This window comes from Lysobacter sp. A286 (assembly GCF_054052105.1).
The window spans coordinates 150,870-174,300 of sequence record NZ_JBSVRJ010000001.1 but is presented as its reverse complement, the minus strand read 5'-3'; the positions used below and the strand labels follow the sequence as shown (position 1 = coordinate 174,300).

The 23,431-nt window shown below is 57.9% G+C and carries 17 protein-coding genes; 9 read left to right on the top strand and 8 right to left on the bottom strand.

Annotated elements, in window-relative coordinates:
- The first annotated feature begins 6 nt into the window (after positions 1–6).
- From ACW7G0_RS00825 to fcl, 9 genes are all read left to right on the top strand, one after another.
- The gene (locus tag ACW7G0_RS00825; protein ID WP_456987033.1) at positions 7–888 is read left to right on the top strand and encodes a glycosyltransferase; all 882 of its coding nucleotides are present in this window, start codon (positions 7–9) and stop codon (positions 886–888) included.
- A 77-nt stretch (positions 889–965) separates the two neighbouring features.
- Positions 966–1,670, top strand: a complete 705-nt coding sequence (locus tag ACW7G0_RS00820; protein ID WP_456987031.1) for an acylneuraminate cytidylyltransferase family protein — start codon at positions 966–968, stop codon at positions 1,668–1,670.
- Positions 1,667–2,599: a phosphoglycerate dehydrogenase gene (locus ACW7G0_RS00815; protein ID WP_456987029.1), complete on the top strand. Its 933-nt coding sequence runs from the start codon at positions 1,667–1,669 to the stop codon at positions 2,597–2,599. The genes ACW7G0_RS00820 and ACW7G0_RS00815 overlap by 4 nt, the downstream gene beginning before the upstream one ends.
- 3 nt (positions 2,600–2,602) lie before the next feature.
- On the top strand, positions 2,603–3,340 hold the full coding sequence (locus tag ACW7G0_RS00810; RefSeq protein ID WP_456987027.1) for an SDR family NAD(P)-dependent oxidoreductase: 738 nt from the start codon (positions 2,603–2,605) through the stop codon (positions 3,338–3,340).
- A gap of 273 nt (positions 3,341–3,613) precedes the next feature.
- Entirely contained in the window at positions 3,614–4,207 is a 594-nt protein-coding gene (locus tag ACW7G0_RS00805; RefSeq protein WP_456987025.1) for a class I SAM-dependent methyltransferase, read from the top strand.
- Positions 4,208–4,315: 108 nt separating this feature from the next.
- Positions 4,316–7,684 (top strand): glycosyltransferase, encoded by a 3,369-nt coding sequence (locus ACW7G0_RS00800; protein ID WP_456987023.1) that lies wholly within the window; start codon positions 4,316–4,318, stop codon positions 7,682–7,684.
- A 26-nt stretch (positions 7,685–7,710) separates the two neighbouring features.
- The gene (locus ACW7G0_RS00795) at positions 7,711–8,346 is read left to right on the top strand and encodes a DUF1796 family putative cysteine peptidase (protein ID WP_456987021.1); all 636 of its coding nucleotides are present in this window, start codon (positions 7,711–7,713) and stop codon (positions 8,344–8,346) included.
- A 174-nt stretch (positions 8,347–8,520) separates the two neighbouring features.
- Positions 8,521–9,651, top strand: a complete 1,131-nt coding sequence (gmd, locus tag ACW7G0_RS00790) for a GDP-mannose 4,6-dehydratase (RefSeq protein WP_456987019.1) — start codon at positions 8,521–8,523, stop codon at positions 9,649–9,651.
- Between the two features lie 2 nt (positions 9,652–9,653).
- Positions 9,654–10,622: a GDP-L-fucose synthase gene (gene fcl, locus ACW7G0_RS00785; protein ID WP_456987017.1), complete on the top strand. Its 969-nt coding sequence runs from the start codon at positions 9,654–9,656 to the stop codon at positions 10,620–10,622.
- Positions 10,623–11,314: 692 nt separating this feature from the next.
- Here the strand turns inward: fcl and ACW7G0_RS00780 are convergent.
- The 8 genes from ACW7G0_RS00780 to ACW7G0_RS00745 form a co-directional block, all read right to left on the bottom strand.
- Complete coding sequence (locus tag ACW7G0_RS00780) at positions 11,315–14,131, bottom strand: glycosyltransferase (RefSeq protein WP_456987015.1); 2,817 nt, start codon at positions 14,129–14,131, stop codon at positions 11,315–11,317.
- Positions 14,128–16,677, bottom strand: coding sequence for a glycosyltransferase (locus tag ACW7G0_RS00775; RefSeq protein ID WP_456987013.1), 2,550 nt, complete (start codon positions 16,675–16,677; stop codon positions 14,128–14,130). Before ACW7G0_RS00775 ends, ACW7G0_RS00780 begins: the two co-directional genes overlap by 4 nt.
- A gap of 18 nt (positions 16,678–16,695) precedes the next feature.
- Positions 16,696–16,977: a hypothetical protein gene (locus tag ACW7G0_RS00770; protein ID WP_456987011.1), complete on the bottom strand. Its 282-nt coding sequence runs from the start codon at positions 16,975–16,977 to the stop codon at positions 16,696–16,698.
- Positions 16,978–17,061: 84 nt separating this feature from the next.
- Entirely contained in the window at positions 17,062–17,457 is a 396-nt protein-coding gene (tagD, locus tag ACW7G0_RS00765) for a glycerol-3-phosphate cytidylyltransferase (protein WP_456987009.1), read from the bottom strand.
- Complete coding sequence (locus ACW7G0_RS00760) at positions 17,454–20,186, bottom strand: CDP-glycerol glycerophosphotransferase family protein (RefSeq protein WP_456987007.1); 2,733 nt, start codon at positions 20,184–20,186, stop codon at positions 17,454–17,456. The genes tagD and ACW7G0_RS00760 overlap by 4 nt, the downstream gene beginning before the upstream one ends.
- Entirely contained in the window at positions 20,183–20,746 is a 564-nt protein-coding gene (locus tag ACW7G0_RS00755) for a hypothetical protein (RefSeq protein WP_456987005.1), read from the bottom strand. Before ACW7G0_RS00755 ends, ACW7G0_RS00760 begins: the two co-directional genes overlap by 4 nt.
- Before the next feature lie 58 nt (positions 20,747–20,804).
- A complete protein-coding gene (locus ACW7G0_RS00750) occupies positions 20,805–22,226 on the bottom strand; it encodes a class I SAM-dependent methyltransferase (RefSeq protein ID WP_456987004.1) in 1,422 nt (473 codons plus the stop codon).
- 49 nt (positions 22,227–22,275) lie between these two features.
- Complete coding sequence (locus ACW7G0_RS00745) at positions 22,276–23,430, bottom strand: ABC transporter ATP-binding protein (protein ID WP_456987002.1); 1,155 nt, start codon at positions 23,428–23,430, stop codon at positions 22,276–22,278.
- Position 23,431: the final 1 nt, after the last annotated feature.

Genomic DNA, 23,431 nt, shown 5'->3' with positions numbered 1-23,431 from the left:
GCCATAATGATCGTCAGCATTGTCATCCGTACCCTCAACGAAGGACGTTACCTGGGCGAATTGCTTGAAGGCATCGCCCGTCAGGAAGCCCCAGGCTTGGAAGTCGAAACCGTATTGGTCGACTCAGGCTCGACCGACGACACACTGGCCATCGCCGAGAAGCATGGCTGCGTGATCACCCACATCGCTCGCGACGAGTTCTCCTTCGGGCGCTCGTTGAACCGCGGCTGCGAGGCAGCCAGCGGCGAAATCCTCGTTCTGATAAGCGGCCATTGCGTGCCGCATAGCGAGCATTGGCTGCAGTCGCTGTGCCAGCCCATCATCGACGGCCTCGTCGACTACAGTTACGGCAAGCAGATTGGTGGACCGGAGAGCCGCTACAGCGAATGCCGCATCTTCGCCAAGTACTTCCCCGACCAATCCAGCGTTCCGCAGGAGGGTTTCTTCTGCAACAACGCCAACTCCGCGATCGCACGCAGTGCGTGGGCGCAACACCGGTTCGATGAAGACGTCACCGGCCTGGAAGACTTGGAGCTGGCGCAGCGCCTGCATCGCAACAAAGGCCGCATCGGGTACGTGGCCGAGGCCTGCGTCTATCATCACCACGCCGAATCCTGGCCGCAGGTGCAACGCCGGTTCGAGCGCGAGGCGCTGGCATTGCAGCGGATCATGCCGCAGATTCATGTCCGCCATCGCGATACCATCCGGTACATCAGCAGCAGTATCTGGCGCGACTGGCGCTGCGCGCGACGCGAAGGCGTCTGGCTGCGCAAGGCATGGGTGATCGTGTTGTACCGGCTTCATCAGTACACCGGCTCCTTCAAAGGCAATCGCGAGCACCGCAAGCTGTCGCATGCTGAGAAGGACAAATATTTCTATCCCAACTAGTGTGGCGAAATGCCCTGCCGTGACTTATCTCCCGACGAGTCGCCTCACCATCCCTGCAACACAACATCGGATCCGTCATGACCACACCCCGCCCACGCATCGTCGCCCTGCTACCCATGAAGGCCAACAGCGAGCGCGTCAAAGGCAAAAACTTCCGTGAATTCTGTGGCAAACCCCTGTTCCGCTGGATCCTGGACACACTACTTGAAGTTGACGAGATCGATCAGGTAATCATCAACACCGATGCACGCCACATCCTTGCCGAAAACGGCTTGGTCGAGACCGACCGCATCGTCATCCGCGACCGTAAACCGGAAATCTGCGGTGATATGGTTTCGATGAACCTGGTCCTGGCCGACGATGTCGCCAACGTCGACGCCGACGTGTACCTGATGACCCACACCACCAACCCGCTGGTAAGCGCGGACACGATCCGCAAGGCGCTGGCCGGGTTCGAGCAATCCCGCGCCGCCGCAAGCGCCGACTCGCTGTTCACCGTGGACAAGATCCAGACCCGGTTCTACCGCGCCGACTGCAGCCCGGTGAACCACGACCCGGACAATCTGGTCCGTACCCAGGATCTTGAGCCCTGGTTCGAGGAAAACTCGAACATCTATCTGTTCACCCGCCCCAGCTTCGAGTCCACCAACGCCCGCATCGGCCGCAAGCCGATGATGTTCGAAGGCCCGCAGTTCGAATCGATCGACATCGACACACCGCAGGACTGGGACTTCGCCGTGGTGGCGGCGCGCTTCATGCAGGAACAGGGAGCGGCGAAATGAAGGTGCTGGTGACCTGCCCGCCCATGCTGGGCATGATCGACGAGTTCATCCCTCAGGCGGCGGCGCGCGGCTACGAGCTGGTGCCGGCGAAGGTCACCCAGGTGATGTCCCAGGACGAGCTGGTGCAGACGCTGCCCGGTTTCGACGGCTGGATCATCGGCGACGACCCGGCGACGCGGCGTGTATTCGAGGCCGCGAAGGCCGGCGGGCTGAAGGCCGCGGTGAAATGGGGCATCGGCGTCGACAACGTCGATTTCGCCGCCTGCAAGGACCTGGGCATCCCGATCATCAATACGCCGAACATGTTCGGCGGCGAGGTAGCGGACGTCGCCGTCGGTTACGTCATCGGCCTTGCCCGCGACCTGTTCCTGATCGACCGCGGCATCCGTCTGGAAAACAAGTGGCCAAAGCCGCCTGGCATGAGCCTGTCCGGCAAGCGTGTGGCCCTGGTCGGCTTCGGCGATATCGGCCGCAGCGCAGCCAAGCGTCTGGCCGCATTCGACATGCTGATCGTGGCCTATGACCCGGGCAACAGCGACGATGGCGGTATCGCCGGCGTCGAACGCGCGGCGTGGCCGCAGCGCATCGAGGAGGCCGACTTCATCGTCTTCACCTGCTCGCTGAATGCGCACAACCAGCGCATGCTCAATGCCGACGTGCTGGCCGAGGCCAAGCCGGGCGTGCACGTCGTCAACGTCGCGCGCGGCCCGCTGATCGACGAGCCGGCGCTGATCGCCGCGCTGCAGTCCGGGCATGTGGCGGCGGCGGCGCTGGACGTGTTCGAGGTCGAGCCGCTGCCGGCCGAGTCGCCGCTGCGGGCGATGGAGCGCTGCATCTTCGGCTCGCACAACGGCTCCAACACCCGCGATGCGGTGCGCCGTGCCAGCCAGCAGGCGATGGACAAGCTTTTCGGTTTCCTGGAGACCTGAGCCTTGGGTTGCGTAATCGTCACTGGTGCGGCGGGCGGAATCGGACAGGCGCTGGTGCGCGCATTCACCGATGCGGGCCGGCTGGTGATCGCCACCGATATCGTTCCGCAGGTCGCGGGGTTGGTCTGCGGGCATTACATCGCCTGTGATCTTGCCCGCACGGTTACTGACCCCGGCTACGCCGCGCAGACCTTCGCTGGCATCCGCGCAGTTCTAGACAGTAGGCCGCTGGAGGTGCTGGTCAACAACGCCGCAGTACAGGTCCTAGGGCCGTTGGAATCGCTGGATCTCGACACCTGGCGCCATACTCTCGACGTCAACCTGCTGGCCCCGTTCCTCTGGGCGCAGGCCTTCCTGCCAGAACTAGAGGCGGAGCGCGGCTGCGTGCTCAACATCAGCAGCATCCACGCCCACCTGACCAAGCCGGGTTTCGTTGCCTACGCCACCAGCAAGGCTGCATTGAGCGGGATGACCCGGGCGATGGCGGTGGAGCTTGGGGGGCGTGTTCGGGTCAATGCCATCGAGCCTGCTGCCATCGCTACCCGCATGTTGCGAGAGGGATTCGTCGATAACTTAGAGGGTCTGGCGCAGCTCGAAAGTTGCCATCCCGCTGGGCGTATTGGCACGCCGGACGAAGTGGCCACGCTTGCAGTAATGATTGCAAACAGAGCACTAGGCTTTATGCACGGCGCCTGCGTCAGGCTCGACGGTGGCATTGGCAGCGTATTGCATGACCCATGAAGCAATAACAGTTGGTATTTTTCACGACACGAGCTACCTAGACGCGACGTTTGCAACAAAAAGAATGAGGGCGGAATGAACCATCCGGTAATTCATCTCGACGGTCCATGCCCAGTCTGTTGTGCCAACGCTACAACAGCTGTGGCAGAGTTCCCGCTCGAGCCCCCATATTTTGGGCAGAGGTCAGTGCTATACCACTGCATTTCATGCGGATCAGCACATTTTCGTCATGAGCCGGCCGATAGCTCATCTGTGAATTGGCACAAGAAGGTCATGTCCAGAAATCTGGAGTGGTCCTCTCACCTTGAGGACGCTCTCCTTCCTCACCACAAGTTCAAAAGTGTCGTAGATATTGGTTGTGGTATTGGGACATGGATACATTATCTAGCTAGTAAGGGGTATCAAGCTTTCGGGTTCGACCCTGGAGAAGAAGCCGCCTCGTTTGGGAATAACAATCTTTCTGTACGTATCCATGCAGGGTATTTTTCCTCGGAAACAGCTAAGGCGTTGTGTGGTTCATGCGATCTGGTCACATGTATCATGGTGCTCGAGCATTTGCGACAGCCGAGAGATTTAATTAAAGAGATAGCAAAATATTGCATTAGTACGGGGGCAATGGCGTACGTCTCGGTTCCATTCTATTATGGATCTTCACACCTAAAAGTTGGCTCTGAATTCGGAGCGTCTAGTGTATTTAACAGCACCTCCGCCCACGTGACATATTTCAGTGAAACAGGTATGAAACGAGCATTTTCTGAATTCGGAATGACCAGCTACTCGATCAGCAAGATCGTGCCAGCTTCAAACTCATGGGCTGGATTCCTTTTTAGAACGAGGCAGGCGTCAGGCGAGATGAGGAGAAAGTAGTGAGAAGCGACAGAATAATTGTGCGTGACACATGCTCCGCCGTGGCCCTCTCAACGTCGAATCTGATCGACCGACATCTCTCCAACAATCAACAACAACTGATAAGTGATGAAATTCTCAATAATAACTGCGAGCTACAACCAATCTTTGTTTTTGCGGCGCTCTTTAGAGTCCGTCCAGAAGCAGACGTATCGCAACTTCGAACATTTGATCCATGACGGGCAATCAACTGATGGAAGCCAGGAGATACTTAACCAATATGCAGCTAATAATTCAAATGCATCTCTCATAATTGAACGTGATGGCGGCCAAGTAGAAGCCATTAACAATGGACTGCGGCGTGCTAGTGGGGAAATCTTAACGTGGCTTAATACCGACGATTTCTTGTTTGATGAAACCGTTTTGCAAGAAGTCGCGAATGCTTTCCGGGATGACTCTGTTGATGTGGTTTATGGTCGGGGATGGTACGTCGATACTAATGGCGAGCGCATTCGTGACGTATATGTGAATCGTAACATTACTAGTAAGCGGGACGTTGTTGATAAAATTGGCGTCTTTCAGCCTGCGCTATTTTTTCGAAGAAAAATCGTTGACAGGATTGGCCTGCTTGACAGGAGATATCAATTAACTCTCGATTACGAGTATTGGATACGCTTGCTAGCTGAGGGGGTTCGATTCAAATTTATTGATCGTTTCTTGGCAAAGGCTACCTTGCACAGCGACTCTAAAACGTGTGGCCTTAGAACTCGTCAGCTCGCGGAAACACTCTTGCTTGTAAAAGATCGCTTTGGTTATGTACACCCGGATTGGATGAAGCGCCTGCAAGAACATGTCGTCAATAATAATGACTGGACCGCAGCGTATGGACAAGGGGCCGCTGTTGGCTCGTCGATAGATATCCCTGAGATATGCGAAAGCAGCTCGCTAACGCATCTCTCCTTCGATTTACTGGGGAGGCTCTCGCGCGGGAAAGCATTAAAAAATCTAGGCCACGCGGATTTTCAAGGCTCACGAGTCATAGCAACCAGTTTCAATGATAAATATTTTGCACAAGGCCTTAATTTGGTCGCCAGCATTCACGTAAATTGCAGAAACTCCATAGATGCAATTATTGTCTACGATTTAGGGATGACGCCCGCGCAAATAAGCATCCTTGAAAAGATGCAGGGCGTAATCATTGAAAAATATCCCAAGACTGAACCTTGGGATGGTTACTTTCACCCCAAGGCATATGTCTATAAGTGTTACGCCATTCAAGATGCTCGCAAGCATTTGACCGGTGACGGCGAGGTGCTTTGGATAGACGCAGGAGTTTGTGTAACGAGTTCTCTCGAAGAAATATTCGATATCATTGAGGAGAGAGGGATTTTCCTGATTAACCATGATGATCGGAAGAACAAGACTCTTGTAAACGCGTCTTTCACCCATCCAAATCAAGTTTCTGCTATGTCGTTGTCACCCGAAGACCTGGGTGATGAACATGTTTGCTCATGCGTCGTAGGCTATCAAGTGGGCTCAATAGGCGAAAGCTTGGTTGACCGTGCCTATCAACTATCTCTCAAAAAAGATCTGAATGCTTACAGCAAGCATCCACAGTGGAAATGGCAGAATAGTTTGCTGTTTGACAGGACCCATAATATTGAAATATCGGTAGCTAATAGCGCCAGCGCTGGTTATGCGCCTTTGGCAGCATTGGCTAGATATCCTTACTATGGTCACCGTCAGGATCAATCGCTGTATTCGAATCTCGCCTCGCTTATGTCATGCCCCGTGGATTCGGCGGCGCGCTTTTGCCCTGCAACGGATTACTCTTCAAGCATTTCGCTTGAGAACTGGAAGTCTAACGGTGAATACTCCGAAATAAAGCGATCGCAAACACTCCCGGAGGGATTTTCTTCGCCCTTATTCCACCATCGAGGGACTTATTCCAATTTGTGTGGCTTGAGAGTGGCTTCTGAAGAGCTCATTTCGTCTCAAGTTGCCATGGTTCTGGGTAATGGTCCTTCACTCAAAGAAGTGCCTTTTGAGAAATTGAAAGGCGTGGCGACCATCGGAATGAATGCAGCTTATCGGTACTGGGATTCCGTTGGCTGGTATCCGACGTATTACTGCTGCATGGACACCGTGGTAATTGCCTCCCATGCAAAAGAGATAAAAAATCTAATAGACAATCAGGACCTCTATGGGATCCGGTTATTCTTTTTGAGGCGAACTATTCTGGATATTTATCCCGAACTCGAATTTGCCCGGAGCATAATCTTTCTTGAAGATGTTCGTCCGCTCTGTCCCTTGTTCCAGGTTGAGCCAATTACTACAGGTTCATACTCTCTCCTTTTTCTTGTGTTTCTCGGATTCCGCGAGATTCACATCGCGGGGGTTGATTGCAATTATGTGGAGCGAGTGGAAGGAGCGGAAAGTGGTGACGCAAAGAACAGGTTGGTTATAACCGCTGACGTCAACCACAACCCAAATTATTTTTTTGACGGGTATCAACAGAAGGGTGACGAATTCAATATTCCAAACCCAAGCAAGGATTTGCACGTACGCTCCTGGAGGAATGCGAACGCTGCAATTATTGAGCAGAAGTCAAGGTTAGGGGATGTCAAAGTTTTCAACTTGAACATAGACTCCAGGGTCGACTGCTTTGATAATGGTTCGTGGAGCGATACCCTGCTTCGAATTTATGAGTCATCGGAGAGAATGGCAAAGACAATTGTTCGTGATTTGCAGATGACTCCCGAGATGAGGCAATCTGCAAATAGCGAGATCGGGCGTGCAGTCTTTTCAGCTATAACAGGCAGTAAAAGTTATCCTTCGCCTTCGGTTTTTAAGGCGCTTCCCAGAAATGCAGAGATTGGAATTTCAAGGCGGCCGATCAACGATAGTCGCGTAGAGTTTCGACTTGAATCGCCCTTTAAGGTTAAAGAGCAAGAAGTTCTTGGGGCGGCGTTCATTATTTTCGGTCTCCCATCCCCACTGAAAATCACGCTTCTGAATATAAAGGCGTGGGAGACCTCTCCCGTCTTGGAATTTGCAAGTTGGGGAGATTTTGAGTCCGCCCAGCAGAACAAGCAAAAAGCTATTTATCCAGTAATGCTCGACGAGAATACTGGGCTTGTTCTTGTTAGTGCGAGAGCTAGAACTGCTACCGAGTTCGTCGGCCTTGGAATTGATGTCCCAGGAGTCGAAGTTCATATTGAGTCTGTCCAGTGCATTGGCGTGACGGTGTGCAAGCCGATTGTTTGTGACGAATTGAGTCCTGGAGTTGGACGTGTGGTTGCTAGTGAAGAGAATATATCGACCCCAGAAGATGCCAACTCTTTCCACCAAGCTCTTTTCCTGTTCCGTTGCGGTGAATATGAAAGGTCATTCCAGATTTCAGCGCTTTTGGCTAAAAATCGCCCTGATTTTAAATGGTATGCTAAGTTGGCTGACGCCAATAGCAGAAAATTAGCTGGCATCACGAACTGCACTTAATCATCCGATCCCACCAAGGAAGCGGAATGTACGCAAAAGTCATATCAATTGGCGCGACTTGTCAGACGGCCAAACAGATTCGGAATCAATTGGGGCAAAATGAGGCCTATTATTTCGATTGGCTCATTTCACCGCTCCCTGCTGTAATAAAGGCAATTGAAAACGATTTTGAAGAAATTCTCCTCCCAGAGAACCTTACGTACTCTGACGACAGGAAGATCAGACTTATCGATTCTGCCAATGGCTTGCAATATCAGCATGATTTCCCGATTGATAGACTTAACCCTGACCTAAGTCAAAGAGAAGTAATACTTCCAAGCTTCGCTGAACATGCAGATTTAGTCAGAGAAAAGTATAGGAGGCGAGCTGAGCGAACTCGGGAAGTTCTTAAGAGTGGGGAGCGGGTCTTGCTGGTTCGCTATGCGCAAGTGGCAGAAGATCTGACGGAGGTTAGGAGACAAGATCTTTGCAATACGTTCAAAAGAGCTTTTCCGTCAGGGGAGCTATTTTTTTTGTGGGCGTCGCCTTTGGTTAATGAGTTTAAATCAGTTGAAGCAGGATGGATGTGTAGCCTCCCTCAAGTTGAGAATTGGGATGGTGATGCGCTTGGGTGGCGCAAAGTTTTTGAGTGCTGCGGCGCGATTCCAACCTCAGGAGGATAAATGGGTTGTTCTGCTTGTATGCCCTCCTATTTCTTGATGTCAAGCTTGGAGGTTGCAAAGAGCGGGCTTAATCCGCTGCTGCATTTCATGGAGTGCTGCCGAGAGGAAGGCAGGCTTCCGCGTGAGCAGTAGGCAATGGACAAATATACGAATATTGGCTACTAGGGGTAACTCGTGAAGACCGACAAAAAGCGTGCATTGATCACCGGTGTCACCGGCCAGGACGGCTCATACCTGGCGGAATTCCTGCTGGCTAAAGGCTACGAAGTGCATGGCATCAAGCGCCGCGCGTCGTTGTTCAATACCCATCGCATCGACCACGTCTATCAGGATCCGCATGTCGACCATGCGCACTTCATCCTGCACTACGGCGACTTGACCGACTCTTCGAACCTGACGCGCATCCTGCAGCAGGTGCAGCCAGATGAGGTCTACAACCTGGGCGCGCAAAGCCACGTGGCAGTCAGCTTCGAGGCCCCGGAGTACACGGCCGACACCGACGCGATGGGAACGCTACGATTGCTGGAGGCGATCCGGCTACTCGGCTTGGAGAAGAAGACTCGCTTCTACCAGGCCAGCACGTCCGAACTGTACGGGCTCGTGCAGGAGATCCCGCAGAAGGAGACCACGCCCTTCTACCCTCGCAGCCCATATGCGGTGGCCAAGCTCTATGCGTACTGGATCACCGTCAACTATCGCGAGGCATACGGTATGTACGCCTGCAACGGTATCTTGTTCAACCACGAAAGCCCCCGCCGCGGCGAGACGTTCGTCACCCGCAAGATCACCCGCGGCCTGTCGAACATCGCCCAAGGCCTTGAGAAGAAACTCTTCATGGGCAACCTGGACGCGCTGCGCGACTGGGGGCATGCCAAGGACTACGTCCGCATGCAGTGGATGATGCTGCAGCAAGACGAGCCCGAGGACTTCGTGATCGCGACCGGCGTGCAGTACTCCGTGCGCCAGTTCATCCAGTGGTCGGCCGAGGAGTTGGGTGTGACACTGCGCTTCGAGGGCACTGGTGTCGACGAGGTCGGTATCGTAGAGAGCGTACGCGGCGGCGACGCACCGATGCTCAAGCCCGGCGACGTCGTCGTCCAGGTTGATCCGCGCTACTTCCGCCCGGCGGAGGTCGAGACTCTGCTGGGCGACCCGACCAAGGCCAAGGAAAAGCTCGGCTGGACGCCAGAGATCACGGTGCAGGAGATGTGTGCCGAAATGGTGGCGGCGGATCTGTCCGAGGCCAAGCGCGGTGCCCTGCTGCGCGGCCACGGGTACGACGTGTACCTGTCCACGGAGCACTGACAGTGGCGGCCACCCGAGTATTCGTCGCTGGCCACCGCGGCATGGTCGGATCGGCGATCGTACGCCGACTGTCCGGCGTCGAGGGAGTGGAAGTCGTCACCCGCAGTCGCGCCGAGCTCGACCTGTGCCGGCAAACGGAAGTGGAGCGGTTCTTCGCCGACGAGCGCATCGACCAGATGTACCTGGCGGCCGCCAAGGTCGGCGGCATCCACGCCAACAACACGTTCCCAGCGGAATTCATCTACGAGAACCTGCTGATGGAGTGCAACCTGGTGCACGCCGCGCACCAGGCCGACGTGCAGAAGATCCTGCTGCTGGGTTCGTCCTGCATCTATCCCAAGCACGCACCGCAGCCGATGCCCGAGTCGTCGCTACTCACCGGCGTGCTGGAGCCGACCAACGAACCCTATGCCATCGCCAAGATCGCTGGCATCAAGCTTTGCGAGAGCTACAACCGGCAGTACGGCCGCGACTATCGCAGCGTGATGCCGACCAATCTCTACGGTCCGTTCGACAACTTCCATCCGGATAACAGCCACGTCATCCCGGCCCTGCTGCGACGCTTCCACGAAGCGACGCTGGCTGGAGCGCCTGAAGTGGTGATCTGGGGCAGTGGCACGCCGATGAGGGAGTTCCTGCACGTTGACGACATGGCGGCCGCCAGCGTGCATGTGATGGAGCTTCCAGACGAGGTCTGGCGCGAGCACACGCAGCCGATGCTGTCGCACATCAACGTCGGGACCGGCGTGGACTGCACCATCCGCGAGCTGGCCGAAGCCGTGGCACGGGTGACCGGCTACCAGGGACGACTGGGGTTCGATGCCAGCAAGCCGGACGGCACACCGCGCAAATTAATGGATGTATCGCGCCTCACGTCGCTGGGCTGGACGGCGAACATCGACCTGGAAACCGGCTTGCGAGATGCCTATCGCTGGTTCGTCGAGAACCAGGATAGGTTCCGTGGCAAATAAAGTTGGGCTGGGAAGCCTATGTCGTGTACCCGACTCGGGCTGGAAGCGGCATGAGTCCAATGACCCTACTAACGTATCGGAAGAGGTGCCGGTGCTTGTTGATCGGAACCGGGCCTACGTCACCATTCCTCCCAAGCCGGCATCTGCAGGCGGCACCACCGGTGACGCGTCGGCCACCCATAGCTGATAGCCCCGCTATGTCTGCCGATATGATCGCGCCGCCGAGTATTCCGACAATACCAATCTCCTCGTCGTGCGCATCAGCTACGCAGCAGCCGTATGATGAAACGTCCCCGCCACGCCAGCTTGCAGCTGGTTGTTGCGGGTGACTTGAGCAGCGACCGCATCATCTAGCGTCTGCGACCGTCTGGCGGAAACGGGCAACATTGATGGTGGGCAATAGTGCGCCAACAACGTGATGACAACGACCCAAGCGCTACTTGACGCAGTGCTGGCGACCCATTTCGATTGGTCGCCAATTCAAGGCTCATGACGGGAGCCAGGATGGTCGCCGGATCATATGAGCTAGATCGTCATACTGACTTGGGAAGTACAAGTATCAGGGGTGATGCAAGCTGAGCGTCGCCCAGCAGCCATTGAGTACGCGCACGAACCTGTGCGGACTCCCTCTTTACCACGTGCATGCGGCGCGAAACAGCAGGTTTCATATGCTGACTTTGCCACAGGTAGACTCACAGAGTCAGGCTCTTATGCGGTGCCGCGCCGGCAATCGAGCGGTATAGCGCAACGTACGCCTCCGCCATGCGGGCCGTTGTGTTCTTTCGGCCCTCTCCCAGCTGCCAATCCATGACCGCCTCGGCTGCTTCACGCCAACCACTTCGAGATGAGCGAATATCCAGCAACCTGTAGAACAAGGTGTCGGCATTGGCAGGCGCGTCGACCAGCCAGCCACCTTTATGCCGGCCAATACGCTCCCCCACCGCGCCCAGATCGATGCCTATCACCGGAATACCGCAGGACCAGCACTCCGTGAGGGTGTGGCAATAGGTTTCGGGCCATATGGACAGGATTGCACCGATATGCGGCTTGATCCTGGCCACGCGTTCGGCGAACTGGTGTCGTTGATAGCTGCCGTGGTCGACCACGTATTCGGCCAGGCCTGGGCCGCCCTTGCCGAGCAGGTGGAATTCCAGCTTGTTTTCGACATCCAGATTCTTGATCTGCTTGACCAGCTCCATCCCCTTCTGCAGGCCGATGTTTCCGGGCAACAAGATGCGCAGGGGTTCGCCATCTTCGATGGAGGTGTTGTCGGCCAGCTGTGCGAACTGCTCGAAATCGCGGCCATGCGGAATGACGTGGATGTCCGGCGCGCGCGCCGCGAGGCTCGGCAGTGCCTGTACGAGAATATCCTTGGCGCTCTGGCAGGTGGTGACGAAGGTCGCGCAGTCGGACAGCGTCTGCTGCATGCGTTGCTGCCAGTGATCGAGCCAGTCCCCGGTCAACCCACTGGCGGTAGGGTCATTGCGCCATAACGGATTGCGCACGTGTTGAGTCACGCCGGTCGGCTGGTAGCTGCCGTCTTCTCCGATCAGAGTCACCGATGGGCAGATCGTGTAGAAATCGTGGAAGGAGTGAATAACCGGGATGTCCAGGCTTCGGGCCACATCCACCAGGTTCAGGCTGTGCCAGGCCAGATGGCGGATGTGCAACAAATCGATGCCCCAGTCGACCAGGATCGAACGCACGATGTCGTCGTACTCGCCACTGACGTGGGTGGCGAAGCGGACCGGCTCCGTCAATGGGTAACGTTGCAGGGTTTTGTAACCTGTACCGTCTGCCTGCAGCACCTCGATCACATTGCGATCGCACCACAGGGCAAAGCAATCGTAATCGTCGGCGACCGCGTGCATCAGGTCTGCATTGGTCTGCGGTGTACCGCCGACGCGAATGGAGATGACATACATGATACGTGGCTTGGGTTTACGCCCGTTCTGCATCCACCATTCCAGCTTTCGGGCAATGCGGTAGCGGGCGATCTCGAAGTTGCGTGACATGCCCATGCCCCGGACGGCGCCGGCGTATTCCGGGTACATCTGCTGCACACGTTGCATGCCCGCTTCCGCAAGTGGCCGCCTGCGCTCGCCGAAGGAGGCAGAGCGTATATGGCCTACGTAGGTTCCGGGGTCGACGCGATGGCACCAGCCCGCCATCAGCGCGCGCATGCAGAACTCGTTCTCCTCGCCGTAACCGATGGGAAAGCTGTCTGCGTCGAATACGCCGATGTCGTCGATCAAGGCGCGCTTGATATACATGCAAAAGCCGTTACCCGTGGGGACTTCAAACGGTTCGCGGAACCGGCAGGCGGCGATGACGCGTGCGACCGCCTCGACGTCCAGGCCTTTGGGCAGGTCGTTGCTGCCCGCACGCGGCACGGAGAATGCGCCCGCATTGTTGGATACGGCGGTCACTGTGCCGGTCCCATCGCTGCGATAGGCGGCGACCTTGAGATTCCGCAGCCAATGCGGACCAACCACGGTGTCGCTATTGAGCAAGACGACGTCATTGCCTTCGGCAAGCTCGCAGCCCTTGTTGACCGTGCGTGTGTAGCCCAGGTTGGACGAGTTACGGACGACGCAGATACCGGGCAGGCTGGCAAACTCCTGCAACACTTCGCGGATACCCGGATCTGTGCTGGCGTCGTCGATGATCAACAGGTGATTGGCCGCGCCCAGCGGGGTGTGACGCAGGATGCTGCGGATGCATGCCTGCGCTTCGGCGCTGGCGTTGTAGACCGGGACGACGACGGTGGTCCTGATCCGTCGACAATCGACGATTCGGGCGACGGGCGCATGCGCAGGTGTGGCGTACAGCGTTTGCCGTCCTTCCAGCACGCCCTTTTCCAGATAATGCTCCAGTGGCGTGATGCCCGATCGGACAACATCATCGTACCGGGACGAATAAAAGCCGCCATCGAAGTGCGCGGAAGTCGCAAGGGTGGCGTTGTCGGGATTGTGCAGGTAATGGATCAGCGGATTGGTACTGTCGTCGGCCGGTTGGCAGGTGGCGCGATACAGCCGCGTGGAGAACCAGGGGTTGGGCTGCCGGCCCTCGCGTGCGCCGTGCTTGACGTAGTGCAACAACGGATCCATACCGTGCTTGCGCACGTCTGGATAGTTGTCAAGGTAGTAGCGCGCATCGAACAGCGGGCTGCTTCGCAGTATCGACACGTCACGAACATTGTTGTCCGTTTGAACCGCAGACACCGGTTGTTCCGCCGAGACGCTGGTACGGCCTTCGTCCTTGCCCGCCACCAGATAGTGGACAAGGGGATTCGTTCCCGCGTTGACTACATCGGGATTAGCTTGGACATAGTGTCGTGTGCTGAACAACGGTCCCGGGTCGCGCAGCAGAGCGGCACCCAGACGCAGGTAATGTTCGGCGGCGCTGATGCCCAGCCTGCTGACGTCCGGATATCGCCGGAGGTACCAGTCATTGTCAAGCAGTCCGGACGCTTCGATCAGCGGCACATCGTCCTGGATCCGACTCATCGGATCACTCCCTGATTGCGCCACGCTGCACGAAGCCAACGTAACCAAGTGGGGCGTCGGGGCAAGGTGGCGCCGGACTCGACGCTGGCAGGAGATAACTGCGCAAGCACGAGTTCATCAATATGTGCGGCGAAACGCACAGGCCAGCTGTTGGCGTCCACGTAGTCCGCGAAGGCGCGCTTCTCCGGTCGCGCGCCGGCCAGCACCCGGGCCACCTCATCAAGGAACTCCGCGTGCGTAGTCGCGATGTGTATCAGGCCTTGGCCGGTGTCGATGTTGCGCACCGCCGTCGCCACCACCGGCACGTGCATAGACAGGTAGACATAGGCCTTGAGCGGATTCATGTGGCGGGTGAGCTCCATGTCCAGGTGCGGGATCAGGCCGACATCGAAACGGCGCAACCATGCCCCGATTTCGTCGTAGGGCACCACACCGGGCAGGCTGACATTGGCGTGCCGGGCCAGCTCCAGCACCTGCGGGTTCGCATGGGTGGAACCTATCAGCACGATATGACAATCGTTGAAGCGCTCGGCCAGCTTGTTCAGCAGCGCGATGTCGATCTTGCTTTCCAGGTTGCCGACAAAGCCAATCACTTTTCCAGGGCGCTGACAAAACGATCGGAAAGCTTCGTTTCGCGGCTGCACTGCGGGAGGTTGGGGGTCACATCCATTGGGTACCAGCCGGATATCCGGACGGAACTCGCGAATGGCCTGCTGCACCGGTGCACAGTTGGCGAATACCATGTCGGCCGATTGCAACAGGCTACGCAGATTGTCGGACAGTGCGCGTCGCGTTCTTTCCTGCACCCCCGGCCAGGCGCGGTCGTCGTCGACCACGTCCACCACGACCCGCGCCGGCTGGAATTTTTGCACCAGCGCCGGGGCATGGAAATTGCGGGGGTAGACCCAGAACAGCGCTCGGCGCGGATCGATGCCCTGTCTGGCGAAAGCGCCCTGAAGGAATTCGACATAGCCCTCTATGAAGCGCGGCCGCCCACTACCATCCTCGCGAAAACGAAATTCTCCAAGTGGGCAAACGAACACGTCGTAGGACACTTTTCCTGCGTCAAAACCGCCGGCATGCTTGGCCAGAGTGCGCGCCTGAATCAACCGACCATGATGTGTCGCGGCAGCATGTTCTCCCAGCTGTTCCAGATTGGCGTCGCCGATCGGCGCGTCGATGACCAGCACGCGGCGCACGTCGGCGCGCGAGGCCAGGTAGCGCACCACCATGTCGACGCGTCGGCCATAGAGTGTGGAATCGTTCTGCTTCCAGAAGACAACCACATCGGCGCCGTCTTCCAGGTTGGCGACCAAACTCTGCCGCCCCGGCCCCACTATTGGTTGCCGGCGATCAGGCACCCGGCCCTGCTGCTCCAGCCAAGTCCAAAATGGGGTGAACAGCATGCGGCGATAGCTGTCGTCGACGGCAGCGTGATGGACCGGCCCGGCGCTGGTCGCGCTGGCGTCGGTAAGCGAAGCCAGCCCCAGCCGCCTTGCCTCGCGTTGCAACCAGCCCTGCGCCGGAACCACCACCGGGATGCCGTACCACGCGGCCAGCCATAACAGCCCGGATGTCTTGTGCGCATACGCCTCCGCGTCATACGTCAGGTGCAGGACGTCGCAAGATGCCAATTGCTGGTGCAGTTGTTCATCGCTCCAGAAGCCGTGGTGCAGCTCGACATTCGCATGCTCGGCGGCAATGTGTTCGATCGCGGCAAGCACCCGCCGCGACGCATCATTGCGTGCGTTGACGAACTGGACAACGAAGCGGCGTGTGGCTGGCGCACCTTGCAGCAACCGGCGCAGGGTATCGGGCAAGGCCAGAAAGCCCTTCTCCCGCTTGATCTCGCCCACGTACAACACAATGCGCTCGTGCCCCTCCCGGGGAGCGGGCCGGTTGTCCGGCGGCACGCTCCAGTCGCCAATGAAACACGGATGCACGGGCAACGGCGATACCTGTCCCAGCAAATCCGCATAGGCATGCGCGTACTCGCTGCACCCGGCGTACATATTTACATTGGGCAATGTATCCAGCGAGTGGAATGCGAGCCGATAGTTCAGTCGTCGATCTTCGTCGTACGTCCTCCCGGTCTGGTCGATGCCAGGCGAGTACATCAGCAACAACAAATGTTGTACCCGATCACCACGTGCGCCGAGCAGGCGAATGGCAATCGACAACGCACTGGCGTGCTCCCACGACAGGGTGTGATGAATTACGCGGATGACCTCGTCAGGCCATGCCTGCAGGATGCCTGCCAACGCGTCTCGGTATTGCCGGGCCAACGCCTGCACCCAGGTCCAGTGATCGGCGATGCCGCCAGGCTTGTGGATAAGCTGGTAATACTCGACAGAAAACACCGGCTTGACGACCAGTCCGGCTGTCTCCAAATGATCACGCAATGACGTCTCGATAGAGGCATTGCACCACACGCCCAGCGCACCGCACCCTGCCTGCTTGCCTTGCAGGGCCAGCAGTTCGGCGAACCCGCGGTTGTGCGCGCCGGTCCGACCCAGGGCGGGGTCGACGATGACGGTCGCGGTCATGTTAATACTTCGGACATCTCAGACGCGCCGCCCCTTACTGGCCTTCACTGCATAGCCTGTTTTATTCGTCTCACCGTTGACCTTGTCCAGATAACAACGACTGGGCAATGCCGCAGCCGCTGCAAGCACCGCCGAATCGATGGCAGCCCAAGCAGTTCCATCAACATCACGGCTGGCCACGACGCTTTGCTGCTGCGCTTCGTCCGGCACTGCCTGCACATCCGGCTCCGGCTGTTGGCGATCGCAGGCCGACAAGGCCAGCGCAGCGAGCATCAAGATCACAAAGCACACTCTGTTCATGTGTTCACTCCTGGATGCTCCGAACGAAACTATTGACTGGTGTGGTGTCCCACATTCGACGAAATCCGATAAACAACAATGTTCTCAACGACCATTGGACAGCAGGGTTTGTTTGATGGATGTGCTGGAGATGTCTTCGGTGCGCGATAAGTACGTCACCTGGCAGAACTCCTTCAAAAAATCGAACTCTCCTTGCCAGTCATCGCCGATCACGAAGGTATCGACCTGGTGGATCTTCACGTCATTGATTTTCTGTTCCCATGTCTCTTCCGGGATAACCAGGTCGACATGACGCATGGCTTGCAGCACCGCCTTGCGGTTGTCGTAGTCCATCAACGAGGATTTGTGCTTGGCGCGATTGAACTCATCGGTGGACAGACCGACGATCAGGCGATCGCCAAGCTCCCGCGCGCGGCGAAGCAGGTTGATGTGACCCACGTGCAGGATGTCGAAGGTACCGTAAGTAATGATGGTCTTCATTGCAGTCTCCAATCCGACTCGGCATCCTCGCGGACGTACAGCTGCCTCACCCTCTTGGCCACACGCCAAGCGTTGCCATCGTCAAGATGATCGAAAAACAGGCGTCGCTTCCACTCGTAGCCAGCTTCCTGCAAAGGCGTCCTGGCCTTAAACACGTTTCCCAGGGCATCCATGAACTGGGGAAAGTTGTGGCATACCGGCCCGGGGAAGACATGCTCCATGTCATAGAATAGGCCGCGCTCGGCATTCGCATAATTGTCATAATCGTATGCAAAGCTGACCATGGGCCGCCCTGTCAGCATGAAGTCGATGAAGCAGCTTGAGTAATCGGTGACCAGTGCGGCCGCCTCCCGGTACAGCACTTCCACGTCTGGGAAGCGTCGATCCGACAGATCGATGGTGTCGGGCCCACTCAGCAGATTGAAGTACGTCCGCGCATGATCGGCCATGTGCTCACGGACCCCGAGCACCGCATTGTTCTCGCGCAACCATGCCTGTAGCGTGGCCACCTCGTCGGGCTGGAAATGATAGTAGGCATCTTCCTGTCCAGCCTTGAAAGTGGGCACGAACAACACCAGGCGCCGTCCGTCGCACAAGGCCTCCAGTTGCTGAAGTTCGGCGCGCAGGTCTCCAGGGAGGCGGTCAGTATCCCGCACGATGAAATCGTTGCGCGGCAAGCCGGTGTTCCACACTTTGTCGTAGCTCAGCGGATAGAACGCCGAAGCCATCGCCATGCTGTCGATCTTCGACGAACTGATGACTGCCCGACATTTGGCATGCTCGGCACCAATCGCCTTGAGGCTGCGCTGCATGTCCAGTGAGGCATAGCCGACACGCTTGAGCGGGATGCCATGCCAGAGGTTGATGAGATTGTGCAGTCTGGGCGAGACCGGAAACACCAGGTTGCGCGTGGGGCTGTGCTTGATGAAGATCTGGCGCGCGCGTAGCAGATGGTATTGCCCTTCAGGGCTGCGTAACGGCACCACCACCACGTTCTCGCCGTCGACGTGAACGGCCTTCCGGCGCGTGAGCACGATCTTCTTGATGGAGGGGTCGTTGCGCACCTCCTCGAACAGGGCGCGCTCGTTGCCGGCGAACGTGTCGTTGAACGCGCAGGCGGGAAAGACCCACCAGTGGTCGAATTTTGGCGTTTGTTCGTCGGCTTTCCTGAATTCTTCGTTGTTCAACAGCAGCGGGACGACCGCCTCGCCCGCTTCGTTTTCGGTGATGGCGAAACTGCGCAGCAGCTTGTCGTGATCGGCGACCCGCCACAGGTTGCTCTCCATGGCGTCGATGTCGGCGCCGGGCACGATCTCCCGCAACGTGTCTTTCCATGCCGCCAGGCCGGGCGTGTCGTAATGGTTCTGCGACAGGAAATAGCGCTTGAATAGCGGGAAGCCTTCGCGGACCAAGTCGAAGTGGTACCGCGTGTAAAGGGGATGGAATGGGTACAGGCGGTCGATGAAGGTGTCGAACGCGAACTGCTTGCCGATCAGGTAATGCGTGAAGCCGATCTCGTACTTCTGGATGACTCGCAGCTTGGATCTCTGCGTATGCACGGCATCGAGCTGCCGACGGAAATCGGTGTCGCGTATCACGGGTTGCCGATAGGCCACGAAGTACGACCCTACATGGAAGTCATACAGGCCGTCGTCCTCGTACGTGTCGATGAACTGCGATTTCACCTCATCCATCGGGACGGGCTCTGCGAACTGGTTTGCCGGATTGCCGCGGGTGCGCGCCAGCCCCTTGGTCGCCTGCAGGCCCCACCAGTCGCAGGCCTTGGTATCCATCTTGGCGAAAACGTGATCCAGAGGACCCAGCAGGTAGCTGCTGTCGTTGGCGAGGATCAACTCATCGTACTGCGCGATCTCATCCCAGCCGACGTGTTCCCGGGCCAGCGCCGACCACGAACCAAAGTCATAGGCACCGTGGCGGCAGGCCCATCGGCCCAGCGTGTACGGGCGCAACTTGTCCAGTTCGCCGTCCTGCATGACGCCGTCGGCAAGATAATAGACGTCGGCATGCCGGCTCAGTTCGCGCAGGTACGCGACCACGTAGTCGTCGACGATGCCGTCGGGGTCGTAACCGGCAAACAGGCAGATGCGGCGTACCTGGGCGCCAGCAGGGTGCACATGGCCCGCGCGCGGCGCATATGGTGGCGCCGTAGTCGCATAGCCCGCGTGTTGCCCGATCAGGGCATGGTGCAGCAGCGGATTGATGGCCTCGCGGGCCGGGTCCAGGTAGTTGACCCAATACCACCACACATCGAAACCAGGATTAGGTTTGCGCAGGTCGCGCCAGCCATACCTGCAGAAATGGCGCAGCGGCTCCATACCTCTCGCCGCCACGTCGGGGTTGTTCTCAAGGTAGTACTGCTTGTCGAACAAGCCGCTGGCGGCGATCAGTCCGATCTCGGCCTGTAGCTGTGGATCGCCTTTGTCGGGGATATCTTCCACGGTGGCGTTCGGTAAACGAGCCGCATCCTTCAATCCGTCGATAAACCCGTTCGGGCCAATGCCCGCAGGGACGCCGCGTGTCAGATAGTGCTGCAGCGGGTCTAGTCCGCTGGCAGCGGATTCCGGGCATCGAGACAGATACCAGTTCTCGTCAAACCAGTCTGTGCTCCGCAAGAACTCCAAGCACTCTATGGGTACTGCCGACTCGCCCGAGGCACGGTGTTTTGCCTGCTGCGCGTTCTCCGAACAAACGGATTCATCGACGATCATGCTGCTGTGGACTGCAAGCTGTGGACAAGCGGATTAACCCCTGTCTGCGCCAGCTCCGGGTGCCGCTCCAAATAATCCCGCGTGCTGAATTCAGGTCCTGGATCCCGGCCCTCTGCCGCACCGCAATGGAGGTAATGGGTGGCGGGGTTGATGCACGCCAAGGCCACGTCGGCATGTTGTTGCAGGTACCACGCTGGCTGGAAGAGTGGCGACGCTTCGATCAACCTTATGTGCTCGGCCTCCACCATCGCGGCAGTGGACTGCCAGCGCGCGAAGAGCTTACGCAGCCAAGGCCATCGCGAAGTGACGAATCGGCGCCAACTGATCGCGGCGCCGGGTTCACGCTGCTCCCAAAATGCGCGGGAAAGATGATCTGCCAAACCTGCCGCGAGGTGCGACGAGATGGCTTGCGCATTGGCGCTCTCGGCCCGCCACTGACTGTATTGTTCCATCAGCGGCTCCTGATCCTCGCGCACTTGCGCAAGTTCACGCTGACACAGCAACAGTGCCTCGGAAAGTTTGAGGACTTCGCGATAGGTGGTGTCGGTTGATTGTTGCACTAGCTTCTCCTGCCGATGGCCATGCCGACCGTGCTTAGCCGCTGCCATGCCAGTCCGGTCAAGATGACGGGCTTCCGGACTCATTGGGCTCAGCGGCACCCTGCATCGACTCGATGACGCGTTGTGCCAACCGCAGCGGCTGGCCAGACGCCAAGGTCACCGACAATCCCTGTCTTCCAAGCCCGGCAAGGTCGGTAGTCACCGGAGTGGCTAGCCTTACTACATAGCCCAGTTTGGCATGGGGCAACTCGAAGTGGCGCTGCACGTCCTTGCGCTCCTGTGGGTCGCCGATGTCCACGAAGGTCCTCTCGGCTCCGATGCCCAATACCAGTTGCTCCGGCGCGTGTCCGTCTTCATCGATTGCCCAGCCGCGCACCACGACATGGCCATCGAGCACTTTCACTTCGTCCACGTAGCCCGCCAATGGCTGCCGGACACCTTTAACGGCAACGCTTCCGCTCACCCTGCCAGCCACAGCCAGGCTGAGGTTGAATGCCGCCGCCTGCTCGTTCAGTGAGTCCACGGCCACCAGTGAAGGCGCGACCCGCTCCCACCGCAAGGTCACCGGCATATAACCGGCCTCGGCAAGTTGTGCTTCCACCTGCGCCTGATACTTGGCCGGAACGAAACCGTCCACAGCGAAATCCTCGTCGCCGCCTTCAGCCACCCACAATTGCACCAGTTCGCCACCCATCTTCTTGTCGAAGACGCGCTGGATGGTCTTGTCGATGGAGAACGGTGAATAGTCTTTTTCGATCAAGTCCTGCAGCTTCCCAGGTGCGCTCAGTTCACGCTTGGCAATGCGCTGGATGATCTCGTCGCCCGAAACAACTGGCACCTTCGCAGGCGGGAACAAGCGCGATGCGACACTGCTCTTGCCGTAGGCCGGCGGCTGCATTAGCAGATAGGCAATTGGCTTCCGGTGAGACACATGGATGACATGCCGCGGCACCGGATCGCCGTCCTGGTTGACACTGGGACCCATCCATTTCCATGCGTAATCAATCAACGTCCGCTTGAGCTGAGCCATGCTCGGGAAGTAGCGCTCGTCGATGCCGCGCTTGACCTTGACCCATTCGGCTCTTGGCGAGGAGACGATGCCGAGCTCGAGAATCAGCACACCATCCGGCGTCAGCTTTTCCACCAGTCGATCGATCAGCGCGGGCTGGTCGTCGGCATAATGCAGTGCCGAAGCCAGCAGAATTACGTCGAATTCACCCTCGGGCAGATGATCCCAGGCACGCGTGTGGAATTCACACTCTGGAAAGCGCGTTTGCGCCCGGTAGATGAACTCGGCCGAATGATCGATGCCAACGGATCGTGCCGCACCCATGAACTGGGCAAAGCCACAGAAATATCCTTCGTTGCAGCCGATATCCAGGAAGCTCTTTCCTTCGAGCGAAGGCAGTCGCAAAGACCTCAGCTTGTCCGAGGTGCGCGAATCACCTGCGGCATCGGGAAATGATTGGTATTGAGCCATGCTTGTATGACGTCCTGGTGGATTCGTTGGAAACCCAACGGAGCGTATTCTACGAAACAGCCTGCAAAGCTGCGGTTACGGAGCTTGCAAGCCGCAGCGGTGCATAGGCGTGGTCGGACGATGCGCCCCCAAGGACCTGGATGTCGCCAGGAAGGTCACCCATCCCGGAAAACCCTGGGACGGCAACGGTAGCCACGAATCCGCAGTCAGCAGTGCTAAGGCCGAAGTGTCGCATCACATCGGGGCGACTGATCCGTTCAATTGTTTCAGCGGCGTAACGGTGGCCATTCACTTCGAGTACCACGCCACCAGGCACCGCGCCCTCAATATCGACGAGCCAACCCTTGATGATAAAAGCGCCATCGCTGGCACCTTGGATGTCCTCGACCGCCCCGTAGACCTGAGCATTACCAGGCTCCGGCGCGTCGGTTTCCAGCAATAGCTTGTTGTCTGCGCGCAGTTGCGCCAGCAACCCATGGTAATGTTTCAGCCCGCTGGTAATGTCTCCCGCGTAAACCAGCTTCCCTTGCTCCAGCACGATCGCCTTGGTGCAGATGTCGCGCAGCAGGCCGACGCTGTGGCTGGCCAGTACCACGATCTTGCTGCCGCCCACCCGGCTGCGCATCCGCTCCTTGGCCTTGGCCATGAAGTCCGCATCGCCGGCGCCGAACCATTCGTCCATCAAGATGATGTCGTGTTGGATCGAGGTGGAGATCGCGAAGCCCAGCCGCATTTTTTGCCCGGTGGACAATGTACGCAGGCGATGGTTGATCTTCTCGTGCAGGCCGGAGAACTCCAGGATCGGACCGATCTGGTCACGCAGAAACGATGACGTCAGTCCCATCGCGATACCGCGCAAGTGGATGTTCTCGCGCACGGTGGCCTCACCGTTGAAACCCAGCGATATGTTGAGCAACGACTGGCAGCTACCCTGGACCCTCAGACTGCCGTGGCTGGGTTGGTAGACACGATTGAGCACCCTCAGCAGCGTCGACTTGCCGGCGCCGTTGCGGCCGAGGATGGCCACCCGGTCGCCCTCGTTCACCTCGAAGCTGAGGTTGTCGAGGATGCGCAACATCCGACGTTTGGGGGGATCGAATGCGGCACCAAAGAACATGCCGCCCCAACCGACCGTTTGACGTTCGCGCTGCAGGAACGTGGGGATATCCAGCGAGAGCTGATCCACCTTGATATAGGCACTCATG